Raw genomic sequence first — 17,238 nt, forward strand, 5'->3', positions numbered from 1 at the left:
ACGATGGTCAGTATCCGCAGTCTGGAGGTCCAGCTCATCGGGGTGACGCAGTTCCGTGCCCCGCAGGGCTGCGCCTGGGAGGCGGGGAAGGTTTCCGGGCCCGAGGCGCTCGTGGAGTTCGCCAGCAGGGTTCACGACGCCACACTCAGCGCCCCCGCGTCCATGGATCATGCCTCCTACCTGCGGACTGTCATTGAGGTCGGCAGGACCCGGCTCCTCGAGCATTCCTCCGCTACGCTCTATGTGCGCGGCGTCTCACGGCGGGTGGTCGATGATCTTCGATCCGTCGCGGATCTTGAGCTCACGGAGATGCGCCACGGGGAGTGGGAGAAGGAGCCGGTCATTGCGCTCTCGCGGGAGCTCGCGGGGAAGGCTGAGCTGCGGAGGATCGTCGAGAGCCTTGTGGAAGACACCCGATTCATGGCCGAGGAGCTGGGGGAGGTCCTGGCCGAGGAGCTCTCCGCGGAGACCAACCGCGTGCTCCGGGATCAGCGGGTGCGCGCGATGATCCGCACCGTCGCCCCGCAGTGTCTCGAGGTTCCCGTGGTGGCGACGGGCAGCATGGCGCAGTGGCGTCGATTCATTGAGACGTGCGCCCACTTGCCCGCCGATCCTGAGTTGGGCGACCTCGCCCGATCCTGTCTTCGTGTGCTCGCCGAGGAGAGCCCGGCGCTCTGGGCAGATGTGAGCCTCAACTGGCCGGAGACCTGAGGGGTCGGTGCCCCATTCTGCCGATTGAGCGGGTACTCTGTGAGAACATGAGCACAGGTTTGACATCGGAGAACGGAATCGACACCTTCGGTACCGTCTGCGTGGCCATGGTCACGCCCTTCGATCGGGACGGTGAGTTGGATCTCGCTGCCGGTCGGCGTCTGGCGGCCCACCTTGTCGACAACGGCTGTGACTCTCTGGTTCTCGGCGGAACCACGGGGGAGTCACCGACGACGAGCAAGGCCGAGAAGTGCGCACTGATCGCAGCCGTCATGGATGAGGTGGGGGACCGTGCTCGCGTGATCGCCGGCGCGGGAACGAATAACACCCGTTCCTCCTGCGACCTGGCCCGGGCATCGGCAGAGGCGGGGGCCGACGCGCTCCTCGTCGTGACACCCTATTACTCCAAGCCCTGCCAGGAAGGCGTCTACCAGCACTTTCGGGCTGTCGCCCAGGCCACGGACCTCCCGATCTGTCTCTACGACATCCCCGGCCGCTCCGGTATTCCTATCGAGTCTGATACGATTCGACGGTTGGCTGAACTGCCCACCATCCAGGCTCTCAAGGATGCGAAGGGGAATATTGCTGCGGCAACTCCCCTGATTGAGGAGACCGGCCTAGCGTGGTACTCGGGAGACGATCCGCTCAACCTTCCTTGGCTGTCGGTGGGCGCCACCGGATTCATTTCGGTGATTGGCCATGCCGCTCCCTCCCAGCTTCGGGAGCTGTACGACAGCTTTGCTCAGGGCGATCTGGTCCGTGCACGGCGTATTAATGCCACGCTGAATCCCCTGGTGCGTGCTCAGGCGCGTCTGGGCGGGGTCAGCATGGCGAAAGCAGCACTGCGTTTGCAAGGCATGGAAGTCGGAGATCCTCGGCTGCCTATTGTTCCGCCCTCGGCGGAGCAGGTGGAGGAGCTCCGGCGCGATTTGAACAATTCTGGAGTTCTTGAAGTATGACTGAACCTCGCAACCGCTCCCGGAAGGTGACCCGCAAGGCGGGCCCTCCGGGGGCTGAAACTCCGGTGTTCCGTGCACCGGAGGAACCGTCGGCTGCCGATGAGCAGTCGGCGTCCTCGGCGACCTCTGATGGTGGCCAGAAGAACGATGCAAAGAAGAGCACCGCAAAGAAGAATGGTGGCCAGAAGCGCGGCGGTCGGGGCCGCCGGGGGCAGGGGAATAAGCGTTCTCGCCAGGATGGTGGCCGCCGCAATGTGGTGAAGTCGATGCAGGGTGCTGACCTGACGAAGCGCCTTCCGGCTCCGCCCAAGGCTCCGAAGAACGGCCTGCGTATCTACGCCCTCGGCGGTATCTCGGAGATCGGCCGCAACATGACGGTCTTCGAGTACAACAACCGCCTGCTCATCGTGGACTGTGGCGTCCTCTTCCCCTCCTCGGGGGAGCCGGGCGTGGACCTCATCCTCCCGGACTTTGGGCCCATCGAGAATGAGCTGGACCGGGTGGATGCCCTCGTCATCACCCACGGGCACGAGGACCACATTGGCGGTATTCCGTGGCTGCTCAAGCACCGCGCGGACCTCCCGATCCTCGCCTCGAAGTTCACCCTTGCGCTCATCGCGGCGAAGTGCCGGGAGCACCGCCAGCGTCCCAAGCTCATTGAGGTCAACGAGTCCTCGGACATCAACCGGGGCCCCTTCAACCTGCGCTTCTGGACGGTCAACCACTCCATCCCGGACTGCCTGGGTATTGCCATCAAGACCGGCGCTGGCCTCGTGATCCACACCGGCGATATCAAGCTGGACCAGACCCCGATTGGCGGCAAGCCCACCGACTTGCCGGCCCTGTCTCGCTTCGGCGACGAGGGCGTGGACCTCCTCCTCTGCGACTCGACGAATGCCACCACTCCGGGCTTCTCCGGCTCCGAGGCGGACATCGCCCCGACGTTGAAGCGGCTCGTGGCGGACGCGAAGCAGCGCGTCATCGTCGCGTCCTTTGCGTCGAACGTCTACCGAGTCCAATCGGCGGTGAACGCCGCGGTGGCTGCGGGCCGAAAGGTGGCCTTCAACGGCCGCTCGATGATCCGCAACATGGAAATCGCGGAGAAGATGGGATACCTCAAGGCTCCGCGCGGCACGTTCATCTCCATGGATGAGGCGTCCAAGATGGCGCCGCACAAGGTCATGCTCATCACCACCGGTACTCAGGGTGAACCGATGGCTGCTCTCTCCCGCATGGCGCGCCGCGAGCACCGCCAGATCACCGTCCGCGATGGTGACCTCATCATCCTGTCCTCCTCGCTCGTTCCGGGCAATGAGGAAGCGGTCTTCGGCATCATCAACATGCTGGCGCAGATCGGCGCCACCGTCGTGACCGGCCGGGACGCCAAGGTCCACACCTCCGGTCACGGCTACTCCGGTGAGCTGCTCTTCCTCTACAACGCGGCCCGCCCGCGCAACGCCATGCCGGTCCACGGCGAATGGCGCCACCTGCGGGCAAACAAGGAGCTCGCCATCGCGACGGGTGTGCCCGAGGATCGGGTTGTCCTCGCGCAGAATGGCGTCGTCGTCGATCTTGTCGACGGACGGGTGCGCGTCGCTGGGCAGATCCCCGTCGGTAACCTCTTCGTGGACGGCGTCCGGATGGGCGATATCGATGATGAAGTCCTGGCGGACCGCACCTCCATGGGCGAGGGCGGCCTCCTGGCGATCACGGCGGTCATCGACAACCGCACGGGTCGGCTTCTCGAGTTCCCGCGCGTTGTTGCGAAGGGCTTCTCCGAGGACTCGAAGGCCATGAGCACCGAGATCGCGAAGATCGTCGAGGCGACCATGAACGACCTCGCCGCGGAGGGGGAGAACGACCCCTACCGCATGGTGAAGCAGCTGCGGCGTAAGGTCTCCAAATTCGTGGAACAGAAGTGGCGTCGCGAGCCCATGGTGGTTCCCACCGTGGTACCGATGAGCTCGGACACCGAGTACATCGGCGATGCCGAGCTCGAGGCCTCCCGCCCGAGCCAGTAGACCACCTCACGTTCCCGCGCGGATGCCGCGCACAGGCCCCAGTCTGGCGGAGAAAACCGCTAGTCTGGGGCCCATGAGTTTTGCAGCTGCCGAACGTCAACGCCTCGCCGAGCTTCTCCGGGCCAAAGGTCCGGACGCCCCCACACTGTGCGAAGGGTGGACGACGGCCGACCTCGCCACCCACCTTCTCCTCCGGGAGCAGCGGCCCGACGCAGCCGCCGGCATCCTGGTGAGGAAGCTCTCCTCTCACACGGCGGCGGTCACCCAGGACTATGAATCGCGATTCTCCTATGAGGAGATCGTGGACCGCTGGGCCGCAGGGCTCTCCCGGTGGAACCCGCTGCGCGTCGCTGACTCCTTGGTCAACACCTGCGAGCATTTCGTCCATTATGAGGACGTGGCCCGTGCGGAAGGAGAGTGGGAGCCGCGGGACTTCTCCGCCGTCGTCAATGATGCTCTCTTCCGGGGAGTGGATCGGTTCGCCCCGATCATGCTGAAGAAGAGCACGGCCCCCGTCCACCTCGTGGCCCCGGGGCGGACGCCGATCACGGTGGCGGCGCGCCGCGGGGTTGCCGAACACGGCGACGCCGGGGCGTGGGTGTATGGCGACCCGGGGGAGCTCCTCCTCTGGGTCTATGGGCGAGACGCCGTGCGCGTCCGTATCGAGGGAGACGCGGAGTGTATCGTGCGGTCAAGCATTTAGGCTTGACTAGGCCCGTGCCGCGAGGGGCGGATTTTTTCTCCCGAGGCCGGTGTGGCAAATGTGAAGCAAGTGGGATGAGCGTCTATTGTTAATAATATGTCTGTGAAGAATGCCGCGCCGAAGCGATCGAGGGGGACCGGAAGCTCCTCCCGCAGTCGAACGCGACCGCAGGGACGCTCTACCTACGCGACCGGGAGTCGAACCTCGACTACCCGGTCTTTTGAGCGCGCCAGTGGGACGCCGACGTCCTCCTTCGCCGTCGCCCACCGGGCGGCAGAGACATCCTCGGAGCGCACCGGCAGCACCGGCGCACTCAAAGCGGTGAGCCACGGGGTGGGGACCCTCATGAGCTCGGCGGCTCAGGGTGTGGGCGCCATGGCCCGGGGCCTGCGCTCCCGGCTGAGCCGCCGCTCGGATGACCTCTACGGCGCCGAAGAGGACTTCCCCTCGACAGCCCACGATGACCTCGACCTCTTCGATGACGAAGGAGATGATGACGACCTCATGACCGAGGAGCAGACCGACGAGCCGTCGCGTCCGCGCTCTCAGCGCTCCTCATCCACCTCCGGATCCATCTCCGGCTTCGGCCAGACCGCGTCCGCGTGGGTGGATGAGCACTCCGACGGCTTGGGGCTCACGCTCATCGGCATTGCGGTCGTGCTGGGCGCCTCGGTCTGGTTTGATGTCGCTGGCCCCGTCGGCGAGATGATCGCGACGGCCGTCCACACGGTCATCGGAGCGGGTGCTCTCATCCTGCCGGTGGCTCTCGTGGCGCTGGCCGTCGTCCTCATGCTCAAGATGGGGCGCCACGGCACGGACCGAGGGCAGACCGCCCTGGGCGTGGGCATCATCATCGTGGTCATGCTGGCGCTCATCCACGTCTTCGCGGGGAACCCGGGGGAGTGGGCTGGCCGGGCTCGCGCGGGTGGCGCGATCGGTGCGATCATCGGCACGCCGCTGTGCGCGGGTTTCACCGCGTATCTCGCGGTCCCGATTCTCGTTCTGGCGCTGGTCTACGGTGCCCTTAAGGCGACGGGGATCACCACCCGGGAGTTCGTGGGCGCCGTGAAGGAGTGGGTGACGGGCCTCATGGTCGGCGAGGCCGAGGAGCCCGAGGAGGACGATGACCTCTACGGGCACGTCGCCCAGGACATCGATGACCGTGCAGCCGGGCGGGAGCCCCGTCCGCAGCCGCGTCCGCGCGCGGCCCGGCCCTCCTATCAGGCCCCGCCGCGCCGACGCCCAGCGCCACCCGCGAGCCCTCTTCCGCACACTCCCGCCAACGACGACGCCCCGGCCGGCGAGGGGCTCTTCTCGACGCCCGCCGCGGATGAGCCTGAGCACCCGGAGACCGTGCGCTCCGCTGGGCTCGACGGGCCCGGCGATGAGCCGACGGTGGAGGTTCCGGCGCAGGATGTTGTACAGCAGTCCCATGACCGCCTGACGCAGGCGGCGCGGAACTCGGCCCGCCAGGCGGCGCCGCGCCCGAGCGAGCAGCCGCAGGAGACCACCCGCATGGACCGTCCCGCGGCTCCGGTGGCCACGCCCGCCGCGCCGCCGGCCGCTCCCGCCCCCTCCCCGGCTTCCGGCTCGGCGCCTGCTGGGGCGGCGGAGGACGGCGTCGAGACTTCCGATTATGAGCTGCCCAGCCCGCACCTCCTCATCCCCGGGGAGCCGCCGAAGGAGCGCTCGGAGGTCAACGATCGCATGATCGAGGCCATCACCGAGGTCTTCCGCGAGTTCAAGGTGAACGCGACGGTTACGGGGTTCTCGCGCGGCCCGACAGTCACCCGCTACGAGGTGGAGCTCGGGCCGGGGGTGAAAGTCTCGAAGATCACGAACCTCCAGTCGAACCTTGCCTACGCGGTGGCCACGGATAACGTCCGCCTCCTCACGCCGATCCCCGGGAAGTCAGCCGTGGGCATCGAGGTCCCGAACACGGACCGTGAGCTCGTGCGCCTCGGCGACGTGCTCAACGCCCCCTCGACGGTGCGGAATCCCGACCCCATGCTCATCGGCCTCGGCAAGGACATCGAGGGCGACTTCATCTGCCACTCCGTGCAGAAGATGCCGCACCTGCTTGTTGCGGGCTCGACGGGCTCCGGTAAGTCGGCCTTCGTGAACTCGCTCTTGGTCTCCCTACTCACGCGCGCGACGCCCGAGGAAGTCCGGCTCATCCTCGTGGACCCAAAGATGGTGGAGCTCACCCCCTATGAGGGCATTCCGCACCTCATCACCCCCATCATCACGCAGCCGAAGAAGGCCAGTGCGGCTCTCCAGTGGCTCGTGGAGGAGATGGAGCAGCGCTACCTCGACATGAAGTCGGCGCGCGTGCGCCACATCAAGGACTTCAACCGCAAGGTGAAGGCCGGTCAGATCCAGGCGCCGGCGGGGTCCCAGCGGGAGTACCACCCCTATCCGTTCATCGTGTGCGTGGTCGACGAGCTCGCGGACCTCATGATGACGGCGCCGAAGGAGATCGAGGACTCGATCGTCCGCATCACCCAGAAGGCCCGCGCCGCGGGGATCCACCTCGTGCTCGCGACGCAGCGACCCTCCGTCGACGTCGTGACCGGCCTCATCAAGACGAACGTTCCTAGCCGGCTGGCGTTCGCGACGTCCTCTCTCACGGACTCGCGGGTCATCCTCGACCAGGGCGGGGCGGAGAAGCTCATCGGCATGGGCGATGGCCTCTTCATCGCGCAGGGGGCCAACAAGCCGGTCCGCCTCCAGGGCGCCTTCGTCACCGACGAGGAGATCCAAGCCGTGGTCGACGAGGCCAAGGCGCAGCGCGATCCCGTCTACACCGAGGGCGTCACGGATGAGCGCCAGAGCGACGCGAAGAAGGAAATCGACGAGGAGATCGGCAAGGACATGGACGACTTGCTCGAAGCCATCGAGCTCGTCGTCACCTCCCAGATGGGCTCGACGTCGATGCTGCAGCGCAAGCTCAGGGTCGGCTTCGCGAAGGCCGGGCGCCTCATGGACCTCATGGAGACCCGCGGGATTGTCGGTCCCTCCGAGGGGTCGAAGGCCCGCGAGGTGCTCGTCAAACCCGAGGAGCTGGAGACCACCCTGTGGATGGTGAAGGGCGCCGATCCCGCCGAGGCCCCCAAGGAGGTCCAGGACGAGGATGCGCAGACGACGATCGTCGATGCCCACCCCAACCCTTCCGGCGGCGCCGTCTAGGCGCCACGCGGGCGCAGTTGCGCTGACGCTTTCCTGCCCGGTAGAGTTGGCCGGGTCATGGAGGGGAGTACCCCGGACACGGTGACGGTCGTCAACACGGACGCACAGCCCTGGCGGCGGGATCACGAAGATCCCGCCTGAGAGTCACGGTTGTGCCCCGGCCTCACCGGCCCATCTGCTTCACGGGTGGGGGAGACCTCCGGTAAGTTTTTTTATGCTTCCGGAGGTCCATCAGCAGCATGGAAGTCAACCTTGTCACCTGGGTGGTGACGATCGCCGTCATCGCCGGCTTCTTCATCTTCGATTTCTATTCCCACGTCCGCGTCCCCCACGAGCCCACCCTCAAAGAATCCGCGTGGTGGTCGCTCTTCTACGTGGCCCTGGCCGTGCTCTTCGGCGGCTTCTTGTGGGTGACGTGGGGCGAGCCAGGCAACCCCCACCAGCACGGCATCGAGTTCTTCACCGGCTACATCACGGAAAAGGCGCTGAGCGTCGATAACCTCTTCATCTTCGCGCTCATCATGGGGGCCTTCAAAATCCCCCGGAAGTATCAGCAGAAGGTGCTCCTCATCGGTATCGCGCTGGCTTTGGTGTTCCGGCTCGTGTTCATCCTCCTGGGGGCGGCGGTCATCCACGCGTGGTCCGACGTCTTCTACCTGTTCGGTATCTTCCTTCTCTACACCGCGATCAAGCTGCTGTGGGACGAGGTCACCGATACCCCCGAGACCGACCCCAACGACATGCGCATCATCCGCTGGCTGCGCAAGGTCATCCCCGTGACCAGCACCTATCACGGTGACAAGCTCGCGGTTCGTCTGCCCGCCGCCGAGGGGAAGCGCCACGGCGCCCTGGCCCTGACCCCGCTGGTCGTCGCCCTCGTGGCGATCGGGATGGTGGACCTCATGTTCGCGCTGGACTCCATCCCCGCGATCTATGGCATCACCGTGGAGCCCTACATTGTCTTCACGACGAACGCCTTCGCCCTCCTCGGCCTCCGTCAGATGTACTTCCTCCTCGACGGCCTCCTGGACCGCCTGGTGTACCTGCCCTATGGGCTGGGCGTCATCCTGGGCTTTATCGGCGTGAAGCTCATCCTCCACGCGCTGCATGAGAACAACCTGTTCTTCATCAACGGCGGCTCGGACGTCCCGGTCCCCGAGGTTCCGACGCTCATGTCCCTCGTCGTGATCGTGGGAATTCTGCTGGTCACGGTGGTGGCCTCCGTGGTGAAGACGAAGCGCGATGAAGCGCAGGGCGGCATTCCGCCGAAGTGGAATACCGCCCTCACCACGGGAGAGGATTGGCCCGAGAAGGAGCAATCCTAAACGCCCAGCTATTGGCCGTCGAAAATATTGAGGACCGGGTTCCATGCCCGGATCTCGCGGCCGTCGAGGGCACCCTCCTTGAGGAAGGGGTCGTTGTTCATGAGGCTCGCGGCGTCCTCGACGCCGGCGGGCTCGGGGAGGCGGAGGACGATGAGCGCCCCGCCGTCGCCGTCAGTGTAGGGGCCGGAGCCGACGAGCTTTCCCTCCTCCTTGAGGCTGCCAAGGAACTCGCGGTGGCGCGGGCGCACCGTGGCGATGAGTTCAGAATCAGGGGCGTAGCGGTAGAGAACGGCAAAGTAGTTCATGCCTGTCACTCTACTGCGCTCGGTACGCGGAGTGAGGACGCACGAATGAAGAAGGTAGGGTAGACAGAGTGAGCACTGTTCCTGGATCCTCGGCTCGGCAGAGCAACATCAACCTGCCGAACATTTTGACCTGCCTGCGGATACTCTTTGTCCCCGTGTTCGCGTGGTTAGCGATCCGCGGAAACAATGAGAACGGGAGCACACAGTGGTGGGCCTTCGGCGTCTTCGTCGCGCTCATGGTGACGGACAAACTCGACGGCGATATCGCGCGCGCTCGGGGGATCGTCACGAACTTCGGAAAGATCGCTGACCCCATTGCCGATAAAGCCCTCATGATCACCGCGCTGGTGAGCCTCAATATCGTTGGCGTCCTGTGGTGGTGGGTGACGATCGTCATTGTTGTCCGCGAGCTGGGCATTACGGCCTGGCGGATGGTCTTGCTGCGCAAGGGGCGCGTGGTTCCAGCCAGCCGCGGCGGCAAGTGGAAGACGACACTCCAGGCGCTTGCGGTGGCCATGTACCTCTGCCCGCTGCCGGCCTGGATGGACTGGCCCACGCATGTGGTGATGGCCATTGCGTTGGCGATCACGGTCATTACCGGCGCCCAGTACCTGCTGGATTCCCGGAAGCAGCAGCAGTGAGCGGTGCGGATGGGAACTCGCGGGCCCAGGAGCTGGTCCACGCTCTCACGGATCGGGCTGAGACCCTAGCGAGCTGCGAATCACTGACCGCCGGGTTGTTCGCCGCGGAGATCGCGACAGTTCCCGGCGCCTCGGCCGTGCTGCGCGGGGGACTCATCACCTACGCCACCGAGCTCAAACACTCCCTCGCGGGAGTCCCCGAGGAAACACTCGCCGCGGTCGGGCCCGTCGCGGAGGAGACGGCGCGCGCCATGGCCGAGGGGGCACGCTCGACGTGTGAGGCCACGTGGGGAGTCGCCCTGACGGGGGTCGCCGGACCGGATTCCCAGGACGGCCATCCCGTCGGAGAGGTCTGGATCGGGGTGGCGCGCGATGGTGGGCCGACGCTCACCCGGCGCCTCAGCATCGATCCCCAGAATGATCCTCAGCGCACGCGGGAGTATATTCGAAGCACCAGCGTGGCGAAGGCTATCGAGTTCCTCCTCGCGACGCTGGGAACAATTCCGAAGCGCTGAGCGTTAGAGGGAGTAATGAGTACCAACACCGCATTGCTAGACACGCCACGGGAGGGGACGCTACCGCCGCGTCCTCATCCCGAGCCTCTTTTGCGCGAAGCACTGGGCGACGCGTTGAAGTCGTTCCGCATGGACAAGGGGGTGACCCTGCGGGAGCTCGCGGAAACCGCTTGCGTCTCTCCGGGGTATTTGTCGGAGCTGGAGCGTGGTCGCAAGGAGGTCTCCTCAGAGCTCCTCGCATCGGTGTGCCACGCGCTGGGGGTCTCGGTGTCGGACGTGCTCATCGAGGCAGCAGGCTCGATGGCGCTGCAGTCCGTCGCAGAAGAATTGGTGCGCGTCTAAGCCATTTCTCATGGTGCGTCGGTTACCATGGGGTTCGCATATTTGATAACTCGACTCGGGTGTAGGAGGCCGCAGGACAGATGGCTAATCCCTTTGTAAAGGCATGGAAGTATCTCATGGCGTTGTTCGATTCCAAGATCGAGGAAAACGCCGATCCGAAGGTACAGATTCAGCAGGCCATCGAGGAGGCTCAGCGCCAGCATCAGGAGTTGTCCCAGCAGGCGGCGGCGGTGATCGGCAACCAGCGGCAGCTGGAGATGCAGCTGAACCGTCGTCTCGCGGAGATTGAGAAGCTCCAGGGGAACACCCGCCAGGCCCTGCAGCTTGCAGACAAGGCCCGCCAGAGTGGCGACGAGCGCAAGGCCCAGGAGTACGAGAACGCGGCGGAGTCCTTTGCCGCCCAGCTGGTGAACGCCGAGCAGTCCGTCGAGGACACCAAGAAGCTTCACGACCAGGCTCTCCGGCAGGCCGAGCAGGCCAAGCAGGCCGTCGAGCGCAACTCCATGGCTCTTCAGCAGAAGGTGGCCGAGCGCACCAAGCTTCTCAGCCAGCTTGAGCAGGCGAAGATGCAGGAGAAAGTGTCCGAGTCCCTGCAGTCGATGAATCAGCTGGCCTCGGGCAGCACCCCGAACCTTGATCAGGTCCGGGACAAGATCGAGCGGCGCTATGCCAAGGCTCTTGGTGAGGCCGAACTCGCTCAGAACAGCGTCCAGGGCCGCATGGCCGAGGTGGAGCAGGCGGGCCTCCAGCTGGCCGGGCACTCCCGCCTGGAGCAGATCCGCGCGGAGATGAACGGCGGCGCCACCCCGTCGGTGGAGCAGGGCTCCCCCCAGCAGCAGCTGGGGCAGGGGACCTCCTCCCAGCCGCAGCACGCGGCGCCGCAGGATGCGGTCGCTCAGCGCCTCCGGGAGCTGCGCGGGGAAAGCTAAGACGCGAATAGAGCATTCGCGTCAGGGTCGGGGACTAATCTCCGACCCCACGGGCCTGCAGCGCTTGTGCCAGCGCGCGGGCCTTTTTTATGCACCGAATAAGGAGGGGCGTCCCGAAAGCGCGGAGCGACCATCCGGCTCCCCGCGCCGTGCGGGCGTCGAGAACATCCCCCGCGATGGTCATCACTGAGGGGATGAGGCGCAGTGTCAAGCCCACAGCCATCGAGAGCCTCTCGACGGGGACGCCCCAGCGCTCGAGGGGCGCGAGGCCCCTTTCGATTGTTTCCATGAGGCGGGGCAGCGGGGTCGTCAGCGTGAAGAGGACAGCCGCGGCGATGGCAGCGAGGATGATGATCACCATCGTGGCGGCGGTGGGGAGGTCGCTCGACCACCAGCGGAACGCGCCGAGCGCAAGCAGAAGGGGGATGGGCGGCCACAGCTGCTCCCAGAGAAGACGCGGCGGGATGCGCGCCCACGCCAGCCCAAGGGCGGGGAGCACGCACGCGAGGAGGGCGTGGAGCGGTGTCCTCGCGAGGATGGTGCTCAGCGCGATGAAGGCAATGAGCACCAGGAGTTTGAGCCCGGGGTTCGCGCGGTGGATGGCCGTCGAGCCCGGGGAGTAGACGCCCAGGGGCGGGTGCTGGAGTCTCATGCCCTCGACTCCATGAGGGTCTCGTAGTGGGGGATCACGTCCTCGGGGCGGCCATCAGCGATGATTCGGTGGTGGTCGATGCAGAGGACCCGGTCAAAGCCTTCGAGAAGCTCGAGGTCGTGGGTGACGACGAGCAGCTGCTGCGGTAAGAGCTCGAATTCGCGTGCGATACGCCGCCGGTGGCGAAGATCGAGGAGAGTGGTGGGCTCATCGGCGATGATGATGTCCGGTTCCACGACGAGAATGCTCGCGAGCGCTAACAGCTGCTTCTGGCCACCGGAGAGGACGTGTGGCGAACGCTCGGCCAGGCCGTCGAGCCCAAAGCGGCGGAGCGCGTTGGTGATCCGCTGCTCGCGTTCGGTGCGGGGGAGGCGGAGGCGGCGGAGGGAGAACTCGAGGTCATCGCGCACGCGGGGCATGATGATTTGATTGTCGGCATCGGAGAAGATGAATCCCACTCGACGGCGAACGCGGGCGCCATGGCGGGCGACGTCGACGCCGTCCACGCTCACCGTGCCCTCGGTGGGGGTGACGAGCCCATTGATGAGCCGGGCGAGCGTCGACTTTCCGCTGCCATTTTCCCCGATGATGCCGATGCGCTGCTCCGTGAGCTCGAGCGATAGGGGATCGAGCACGCGGGTGCCCTCGAAGGAGACGGACACCCGGTCGAAAGAAATCCTAGGCATGACGCGTGCGCGAGCTCCCCATGAGATCAGGGAAAGCCGAGTGCACCCCCGCAGCAATGAGGACGGCAACGATGATCTTGGCGATGTCAGGCAGGAGGAAGGGGGCCTGGGCCACGGCCGCAGCCGAGAGGCTCAGACCGGAGCGGAGCATGAGCCCGCCCATGCCGCAGAGGTACTGGATGAGGAGGCCGAGGACCGCGGCGATGGAGAGCATGAGGGTCAGCGAGCTCGTCGTGGTGCGCGCACGATAGGCGATGAAGCCCGCGACGAAGGCGGAGATCACATAGCCGACGAGGTAGCCCGCCGTCGGGCCGGCCAGAGCCTGGAGGGTCGTGCGGCCGCCGGCGAGGACCGGAAGCGCACAGCCGATGAGGAGGACGAGGAGAGCCGTAAGCCCCCCGCGACGGCAGCCCAGCACCAGGCCGCAGAGGATGATGGCGGCATTCTGGAGGACGATGGGCACGCCCGCGCCGCCCACGGGAATGCTGAGGAAGCCAAGGACAATGATGAGCGCAGCGAACACAGCGATGTACGCGAGATCCATCGTGGTGGACCGGGAAGCTGAGGAGGCCATGAGAAACACCTTACCTTGAACAATGTTCAGTGCTCAATAGTGTACGGTCCGGGAGCGCCGTGTGCCCGCTTGTATTCGAACAGTTGTGCGTGTACATTGTCGGGTAGTGTCCGCGAGGGACGATATGCTTCCACTGTCCTGATGGGGACGAGGGATCCATAAGCGCCCACGCGCCGTCTAGAGAATATAGAGTGCGTGTGCGTGCTTAGCCGAGACCTCGGCGCTATCCATGAATCGTGAAGGAAAGACAAGAGACTAATGGCAGCTAAGAAAAAGAAGACCAACTCGGGCCCGGTCGCGGAGGGGGAGCGCGCCAAGGCGTTAGAGTCTGCCCTCGCCATGATCGAGAAGGACTTTGGCAAGGGGGCCGTGATGCGGCTGGGCGATGAGAATCGCCCGCCCGTTCGCGCGATTTCCTCGGGGAACACCGCCATTGATATTGCCCTAGGTGTGGGCGGATTCCCGCGCGGACGCATCGTGGAGATTTATGGTCCGGAGTCCTCGGGTAAGACGACGGTCGCCCTGCACGCCATCGCCTCGGCGCAGAAGGATGGCGGGATTGCGGCGTTCATCGACGCCGAGCACGCCCTGGACCCGGATTATGCCCGCAAGCTGGGGGTGGACACGGACGCGCTGCTGGTCTCGCAGCCGGATACCGGCGAGCAGGCGCTGGAAATCGCCGATATGCTCGTCCGCTCCGGGGCCATCGACATCATCGTCGTGGACTCCGTGGCGGCCCTTACCCCGAAGGCGGAAATCGAGGGCGAGATGGGCGATAGCCACGTTGGCCTCCAAGCCCGCCTGATGAGCCAAGCCCTCCGGAAGATGACCGGCGCCCTGTACAACGCGGGCACCACGGCCATCTTTATCAACCAGCTGCGCGAGAAGATCGGTGTCATGTTCGGCTCCCCGGAGACGACGACGGGCGGCAAGGCGCTGAAGTTCTACTCGTCGGTTCGCTGCGATGTTCGACGGATCCAGACGCTCAAGGATGGGCAGGATGCGATCGGTAACCGGACGCGACTCAAGGTCGTGAAGAACAAGGTCTCCCCGCCCTTCAAGACCGCGGAGTTCGACATCCTCTATGGCGAGGGCATTTCCCGGGAGTCCTCTCTCATCGACCTCGGCGTCGAAAACGGCATCATTAAGAAGTCCGGGTCCTGGTTCACCTACGACGGGGACCAGCTGGGCCAGGGCAAGGAGAAGGTCCGCCAGTTCCTCAAGGACAACACTGATCTCGCCGATGAGATCGAGCAGAAGATCCTCAAGAAGCTGGGCGTTGGGCCCTATGCCAACGAGGACAACGATGAGCTTACCGACGATCCCGTCGACATGATCCCCAACGTGGATTTCGACGATGAGGATGAGTCCTAGCCCCACCCATCACCACGAGCGCTCGAGGAAGGCGGGATAGCCCCATGGAGAACCAGGATGCCATTGCCCGCCTGCGCCAGGCGCTGGCCGAATACGCCGAGGGGGAGCGCGAGAACACCATCCTCGATGCACGGGAAGAGGAAGCGAAGGCGCCCGTTCGCGAGCGGGCGCTCAAGCTCCTCAATCAGCGGGCGCGCTCGCGCGAGGAACTGCGGACGCGGCTTCGTGATCTCGACTTTCCCACCGGGGTCATTGAGGAAGTCCTCGATGACCTGGAGGGGGTGGGCCTCATCAATGACCGTCACTTCGCGGAGCAGTGGGTCCGCCAGCGTCACGAGCGTCGGGGAAAATCCGCCCGGATGCTGGATCGGGAACTCATCGCCAAAGGTGTAGCGTCGGACATTCGCGAGGATGCGCTATCCCAGATCACGCGGGAGGACGAGGAATCGATTGCCTGGGCCATCCTCGAGAAGAAGGCCCGGAGAATCACCTCCATTCCGCGGGATAGTGCGGAATATGACAAACACCTGCGCAGGCTGCTCGGGATGCTCGCGCGGCGGGGCTTCCCCCAGGGCATGAGTATGGCGCTCGCCCATCGGTGTTTGGACGAGCGCCTCGAGGAATTGCGGCAGAGCACGGGCGGAGAAGACGGGGAAGGCTAAGCTACTCGCCCGGGTTCTCCACCTTGTGATAGCCCTTCGCGTGCCAATCGGCGTTGACATTGTCCTTGGTGTCAAGGCCCTGGTGGGCGTGCTCGGGGACCTTCGCGATGATGTTCTTCCGTGCTCGCCCGGCGCGGAGCTGCCGCTCAACCCGGCTGGCCAGCGCCGTGAGGCCATAGTTGATGAGGATCATGATGATCGCCACCACCACGAGGGAAGCAAGGTAGTTGCTGTTCGCCGAGGCCGACTGGATCCCGGAACGCACCACCTCGATATAACCGATCTGGTAGCCCAAGGCCGAATCCTTCAGCGCAATGACCATCTGCGCGATGAGTGCCGGCAGCATCGCGGCAATCGCCTGCGGGAGAAGCACGTGGCGCATCGTCTGCCGATGGCTCAAGCCCAGTGCTTTCGCCGCTTCCACCTGCCCCTTCGGGAGCGAGTGGATACCTGAACGCACGATCTCCGCGATGACCGAGCCGTTGTAGAGCGTGAGCCCGCAGACGACTGCCGCCAGCGCCATGTGCTTGGTCATCACCAGGTGATAGCGGGCAAAGAGCTGGTAGGAGAAGATCATGAGGAGGAGCACCGGGATGGCCCGGAAGAACTCCACAATGATGCCGCAGACCCACCGGAGCACCCGGTTTTCCGACAGGCGGCCCACACCCAGCAGCACGCCCACCACGAGCGCGAGGACAATGGAGAAGCCAGCCGCAAGGATGGTCCCCCACAAGCCCGGGAGAATGTAGGTGGTCCACGTCTGCGAGACGATGAAGGGGCGCCACATTGCGGCATCGAGCTGGCCGTTTGCGGCGAGCGTGGAAACGATCCACCACAGCGTCCCGGCTGCGAGAAGGAGGACGACAAGGCTGATGGCGCGGTTCGTGCGTCGGCCCCGAGGACCAGGCGCGTCATAGAGAACTGTTGCGCGGACGGACATTACTTCTTCACCGCCCAACGCCGAGACAGTGCCCCGAGGAGAAGACCCGTGGGCAGGGTAAGGATGATGAAGCCCAAGGCGAAAATGCCGAAGATGACGAAGAGCATGTTCGCGTTCATCTCGATGGTGGACTTCATGAGGAGCGAGGCCTCAGCGACACCGATGGCCGAGGCGATCGTCGTGTTCTTCGTCAGCGCGATGAGCGTGTTGCTCAGCGGGACGATGGCCGCGCGGAAGGCTTGGGGGAAGACGACGTGACGAAATGTTTGCGCGAAGCTCAACCCCAGGGAGCGAGCGGCCTCCGCCTGCCCGAAGTCCACGGTGTTGATCCCGGATCGCAGCGATTCAGCAACGAAAGCCGAGGTGTAGAGAATGAAGCCGAGGATCGCCAGGCGAACATTGTTGTCCACGAGGAAGGTGGGGGACTGGCGGTCGGCGAGAGCAAGTCCGAGGTTCTGGAAGAGCCCAAAGGAGCAGAAGAGCACCACCAGGGTCAACGGGGTATTGCGGATGGTGTTGATGTAGAAGCCTGCGAGGAAACGCAGGATCGCGACGGGGGATACCCGCATCGCGGTGAGGACGATGCCCAGGACGAGCGCGCCGAGCCCCGAGATGACGGTCAATTTGATCGTCATCCAGAAGGCGGGAAGGAGCGCTGGCCCCAGCGTTGACCATAGTGTGGACATACCTGAAGGACTCCCTGCTGGTGG

General features: G+C 65.1%; 18 protein-coding genes and 1 pseudogene. 12 read left to right on the forward strand and 7 right to left on the reverse strand.

Annotated elements, in window-relative coordinates; all coding sequences use genetic code 11:
- Positions 1–3 precede the first annotated feature (3 nt).
- The 4 genes and pseudogenes from L1O03_RS04465 to L1O03_RS04480 all read left to right on the forward strand — a co-directional run bounded on the left by L1O03_RS04465 (position 4) and on the right by L1O03_RS04480 (position 4,394).
- Entirely contained in the window at positions 4–711 is a 708-nt protein-coding gene (locus L1O03_RS04465; protein WP_236118239.1) for an FAD-dependent thymidylate synthase, read from the forward strand.
- A 47-nt stretch (positions 712–758) separates the two neighbouring features.
- Complete coding sequence (gene dapA / locus L1O03_RS04470; protein ID WP_236118240.1) at positions 759–1,670, forward strand: 4-hydroxy-tetrahydrodipicolinate synthase; 912 nt, start codon at positions 759–761, stop codon at positions 1,668–1,670.
- Between the two features lie 185 nt (positions 1,671–1,855).
- Positions 1,856–3,691: pseudogene (locus tag L1O03_RS04475) on the forward strand (ribonuclease J); the annotation flags it as partial.
- Positions 3,692–3,764: 73 nt separating this feature from the next.
- Positions 3,765–4,394: a TIGR03085 family metal-binding protein gene (locus tag L1O03_RS04480; RefSeq protein WP_236118242.1), complete on the forward strand. Its 630-nt coding sequence runs from the start codon at positions 3,765–3,767 to the stop codon at positions 4,392–4,394.
- Between the two features lie 182 nt (positions 4,395–4,576).
- On the opposite strand, the gene L1O03_RS04485 is transcribed toward L1O03_RS04480, so the two are convergent.
- Entirely contained in the window at positions 4,577–4,741 is a 165-nt protein-coding gene (locus tag L1O03_RS04485; protein WP_236118243.1) for a hypothetical protein, read from the reverse strand.
- Between L1O03_RS04485 and L1O03_RS04490 the strand changes: the two genes are divergently transcribed.
- The gene (locus L1O03_RS04490) at positions 4,740–7,583 is read left to right on the forward strand and encodes a DNA translocase FtsK (protein ID WP_236118244.1); all 2,844 of its coding nucleotides are present in this window, start codon (positions 4,740–4,742) and stop codon (positions 7,581–7,583) included. The genes L1O03_RS04485 and L1O03_RS04490 overlap by 2 nt on opposite strands.
- A gap of 239 nt (positions 7,584–7,822) precedes the next feature.
- On the forward strand, positions 7,823–8,908 hold the full coding sequence (locus L1O03_RS04495) for a TerC family protein (protein WP_236118245.1): 1,086 nt from the start codon (positions 7,823–7,825) through the stop codon (positions 8,906–8,908).
- A gap of 8 nt (positions 8,909–8,916) precedes the next feature.
- Here L1O03_RS04495 and L1O03_RS04500 read toward each other — a convergent pair whose 3' ends face one another.
- Positions 8,917–9,213, reverse strand: a complete 297-nt coding sequence (locus L1O03_RS04500) for a YciI family protein (RefSeq protein ID WP_236118246.1) — start codon at positions 9,211–9,213, stop codon at positions 8,917–8,919.
- Positions 9,214–9,281: 68 nt separating this feature from the next.
- On the opposite strand from L1O03_RS04500, the gene pgsA reads away from it, so the two are divergent.
- From pgsA to L1O03_RS04520, 4 genes are all read left to right on the forward strand, one after another.
- On the forward strand, positions 9,282–9,854 hold the full coding sequence (pgsA, locus tag L1O03_RS04505) for a CDP-diacylglycerol--glycerol-3-phosphate 3-phosphatidyltransferase (RefSeq protein ID WP_236118247.1): 573 nt from the start codon (positions 9,282–9,284) through the stop codon (positions 9,852–9,854).
- Entirely contained in the window at positions 9,851–10,369 is a 519-nt protein-coding gene (locus L1O03_RS04510; protein ID WP_236118248.1) for a CinA family protein, read from the forward strand. Before pgsA ends, L1O03_RS04510 begins: the two co-directional genes overlap by 4 nt.
- Positions 10,370–10,384: 15 nt before the next feature.
- Complete coding sequence (locus L1O03_RS04515; protein WP_236118249.1) at positions 10,385–10,711, forward strand: helix-turn-helix domain-containing protein; 327 nt, start codon at positions 10,385–10,387, stop codon at positions 10,709–10,711.
- Between the two features lie 80 nt (positions 10,712–10,791).
- Entirely contained in the window at positions 10,792–11,640 is an 849-nt protein-coding gene (locus L1O03_RS04520; protein WP_236118250.1) for a PspA/IM30 family protein, read from the forward strand.
- Positions 11,641–11,674: 34 nt separating this feature from the next.
- On the opposite strand, the gene L1O03_RS04525 is transcribed toward L1O03_RS04520, so the two are convergent.
- Genes L1O03_RS04525 through L1O03_RS04535 form a run of 3 tightly spaced genes read right to left on the reverse strand, consistent with a single transcriptional unit; the run spans position 11,675 to position 13,552 of the window.
- The gene (locus tag L1O03_RS04525) at positions 11,675–12,292 is read right to left on the reverse strand and encodes an energy-coupling factor transporter transmembrane component T family protein (RefSeq protein WP_236118251.1); all 618 of its coding nucleotides are present in this window, start codon (positions 12,290–12,292) and stop codon (positions 11,675–11,677) included.
- Positions 12,289–12,978 carry an energy-coupling factor ABC transporter ATP-binding protein gene (locus L1O03_RS04530; protein ID WP_236118252.1) on the reverse strand — a complete coding sequence of 230 codons (690 nt, stop codon included), beginning with the start codon at positions 12,976–12,978 and terminating at the stop codon, positions 12,289–12,291. Before L1O03_RS04530 ends, L1O03_RS04525 begins: the two co-directional genes overlap by 4 nt.
- The gene (locus L1O03_RS04535; RefSeq protein WP_236118253.1) at positions 12,971–13,552 is read right to left on the reverse strand and encodes a biotin transporter BioY; all 582 of its coding nucleotides are present in this window, start codon (positions 13,550–13,552) and stop codon (positions 12,971–12,973) included. The genes L1O03_RS04530 and L1O03_RS04535 overlap by 8 nt, the downstream gene beginning before the upstream one ends.
- Positions 13,553–13,810: 258 nt before the next feature.
- On the opposite strand from L1O03_RS04535, the gene recA reads away from it, so the two are divergent.
- Together recA and L1O03_RS04545 are read left to right on the forward strand one after the other, a co-directional pair.
- The gene (gene recA / locus L1O03_RS04540) at positions 13,811–14,926 is read left to right on the forward strand and encodes a recombinase RecA (RefSeq protein WP_236118254.1); all 1,116 of its coding nucleotides are present in this window, start codon (positions 13,811–13,813) and stop codon (positions 14,924–14,926) included.
- A gap of 44 nt (positions 14,927–14,970) precedes the next feature.
- Positions 14,971–15,588 carry a regulatory protein RecX gene (locus L1O03_RS04545; protein ID WP_236118255.1) on the forward strand — a complete coding sequence of 206 codons (618 nt, stop codon included), beginning with the start codon at positions 14,971–14,973 and terminating at the stop codon, positions 15,586–15,588.
- Position 15,589: 1 nt separating this feature from the next.
- Here the strand turns inward: L1O03_RS04545 and L1O03_RS04550 are convergent, their stop codons facing one another.
- A complete protein-coding gene (locus L1O03_RS04550; protein WP_236118256.1) occupies positions 15,590–16,528 on the reverse strand; it encodes an amino acid ABC transporter permease in 939 nt (312 codons plus the stop codon).
- Positions 16,528–17,214, reverse strand: coding sequence for an amino acid ABC transporter permease (locus L1O03_RS04555; RefSeq protein ID WP_236118257.1), 687 nt, complete (start codon positions 17,212–17,214; stop codon positions 16,528–16,530). Before L1O03_RS04555 ends, L1O03_RS04550 begins: the two co-directional genes overlap by 1 nt.
- Positions 17,215–17,238 lie beyond the last annotated feature (24 nt).

Source organism: Corynebacterium uropygiale (assembly GCF_021568315.1).
Classification (GTDB): Bacteria; Actinomycetota; Actinomycetes; order Mycobacteriales; family Mycobacteriaceae; genus Corynebacterium; species Corynebacterium uropygiale.

Coding starts and splice junctions, on each gene's coding strand:
- L1O03_RS04495 (WP_236118245.1), top strand. CDS start 7,823: ATGGAAGTCAACCTTGTCACCTGGGTGGTGACGATCGCCGTCATCGCC.
- L1O03_RS04535 (WP_236118253.1), bottom strand. CDS start 13,552: ATGGCCTCCTCAGCTTCCCGGTCCACCACGATGGATCTCGCGTACATC.
- L1O03_RS04500 (WP_236118246.1), bottom strand. CDS start 9,213: ATGAACTACTTTGCCGTTCTCTACCGCTACGCCCCTGATTCTGAACTC.
- L1O03_RS04490 (WP_236118244.1), top strand. CDS start 4,740: ATGAGCTCGGCGGCTCAGGGTGTGGGCGCCATGGCCCGGGGCCTGCGC.
- recA (WP_236118254.1), top strand. CDS start 13,811: ATGGCAGCTAAGAAAAAGAAGACCAACTCGGGCCCGGTCGCGGAGGGG.
- dapA (WP_236118240.1), top strand. CDS start 759: ATGAGCACAGGTTTGACATCGGAGAACGGAATCGACACCTTCGGTACC.
- L1O03_RS04480 (WP_236118242.1), top strand. CDS start 3,765: ATGAGTTTTGCAGCTGCCGAACGTCAACGCCTCGCCGAGCTTCTCCGG.
- L1O03_RS04515 (WP_236118249.1), top strand. CDS start 10,385: ATGAGTACCAACACCGCATTGCTAGACACGCCACGGGAGGGGACGCTA.
- L1O03_RS04545 (WP_236118255.1), top strand. CDS start 14,971: ATGGAGAACCAGGATGCCATTGCCCGCCTGCGCCAGGCGCTGGCCGAA.
- L1O03_RS04550 (WP_236118256.1), bottom strand. CDS start 16,528: ATGTCCGTCCGCGCAACAGTTCTCTATGACGCGCCTGGTCCTCGGGGC.
- L1O03_RS04520 (WP_236118250.1), top strand. CDS start 10,792: ATGGCTAATCCCTTTGTAAAGGCATGGAAGTATCTCATGGCGTTGTTC.
- L1O03_RS04485 (WP_236118243.1), bottom strand. CDS start 4,741: ATGAGGGTCCCCACCCCGTGGCTCACCGCTTTGAGTGCGCCGGTGCTG.
- L1O03_RS04525 (WP_236118251.1), bottom strand. CDS start 12,292: ATGAGACTCCAGCACCCGCCCCTGGGCGTCTACTCCCCGGGCTCGACG.
- L1O03_RS04530 (WP_236118252.1), bottom strand. CDS start 12,978: ATGCCTAGGATTTCTTTCGACCGGGTGTCCGTCTCCTTCGAGGGCACC.
- L1O03_RS04465 (WP_236118239.1), top strand. CDS start 4: ATGGTCAGTATCCGCAGTCTGGAGGTCCAGCTCATCGGGGTGACGCAG.
- L1O03_RS04555 (WP_236118257.1), bottom strand. CDS start 17,214: ATGTCCACACTATGGTCAACGCTGGGGCCAGCGCTCCTTCCCGCCTTC.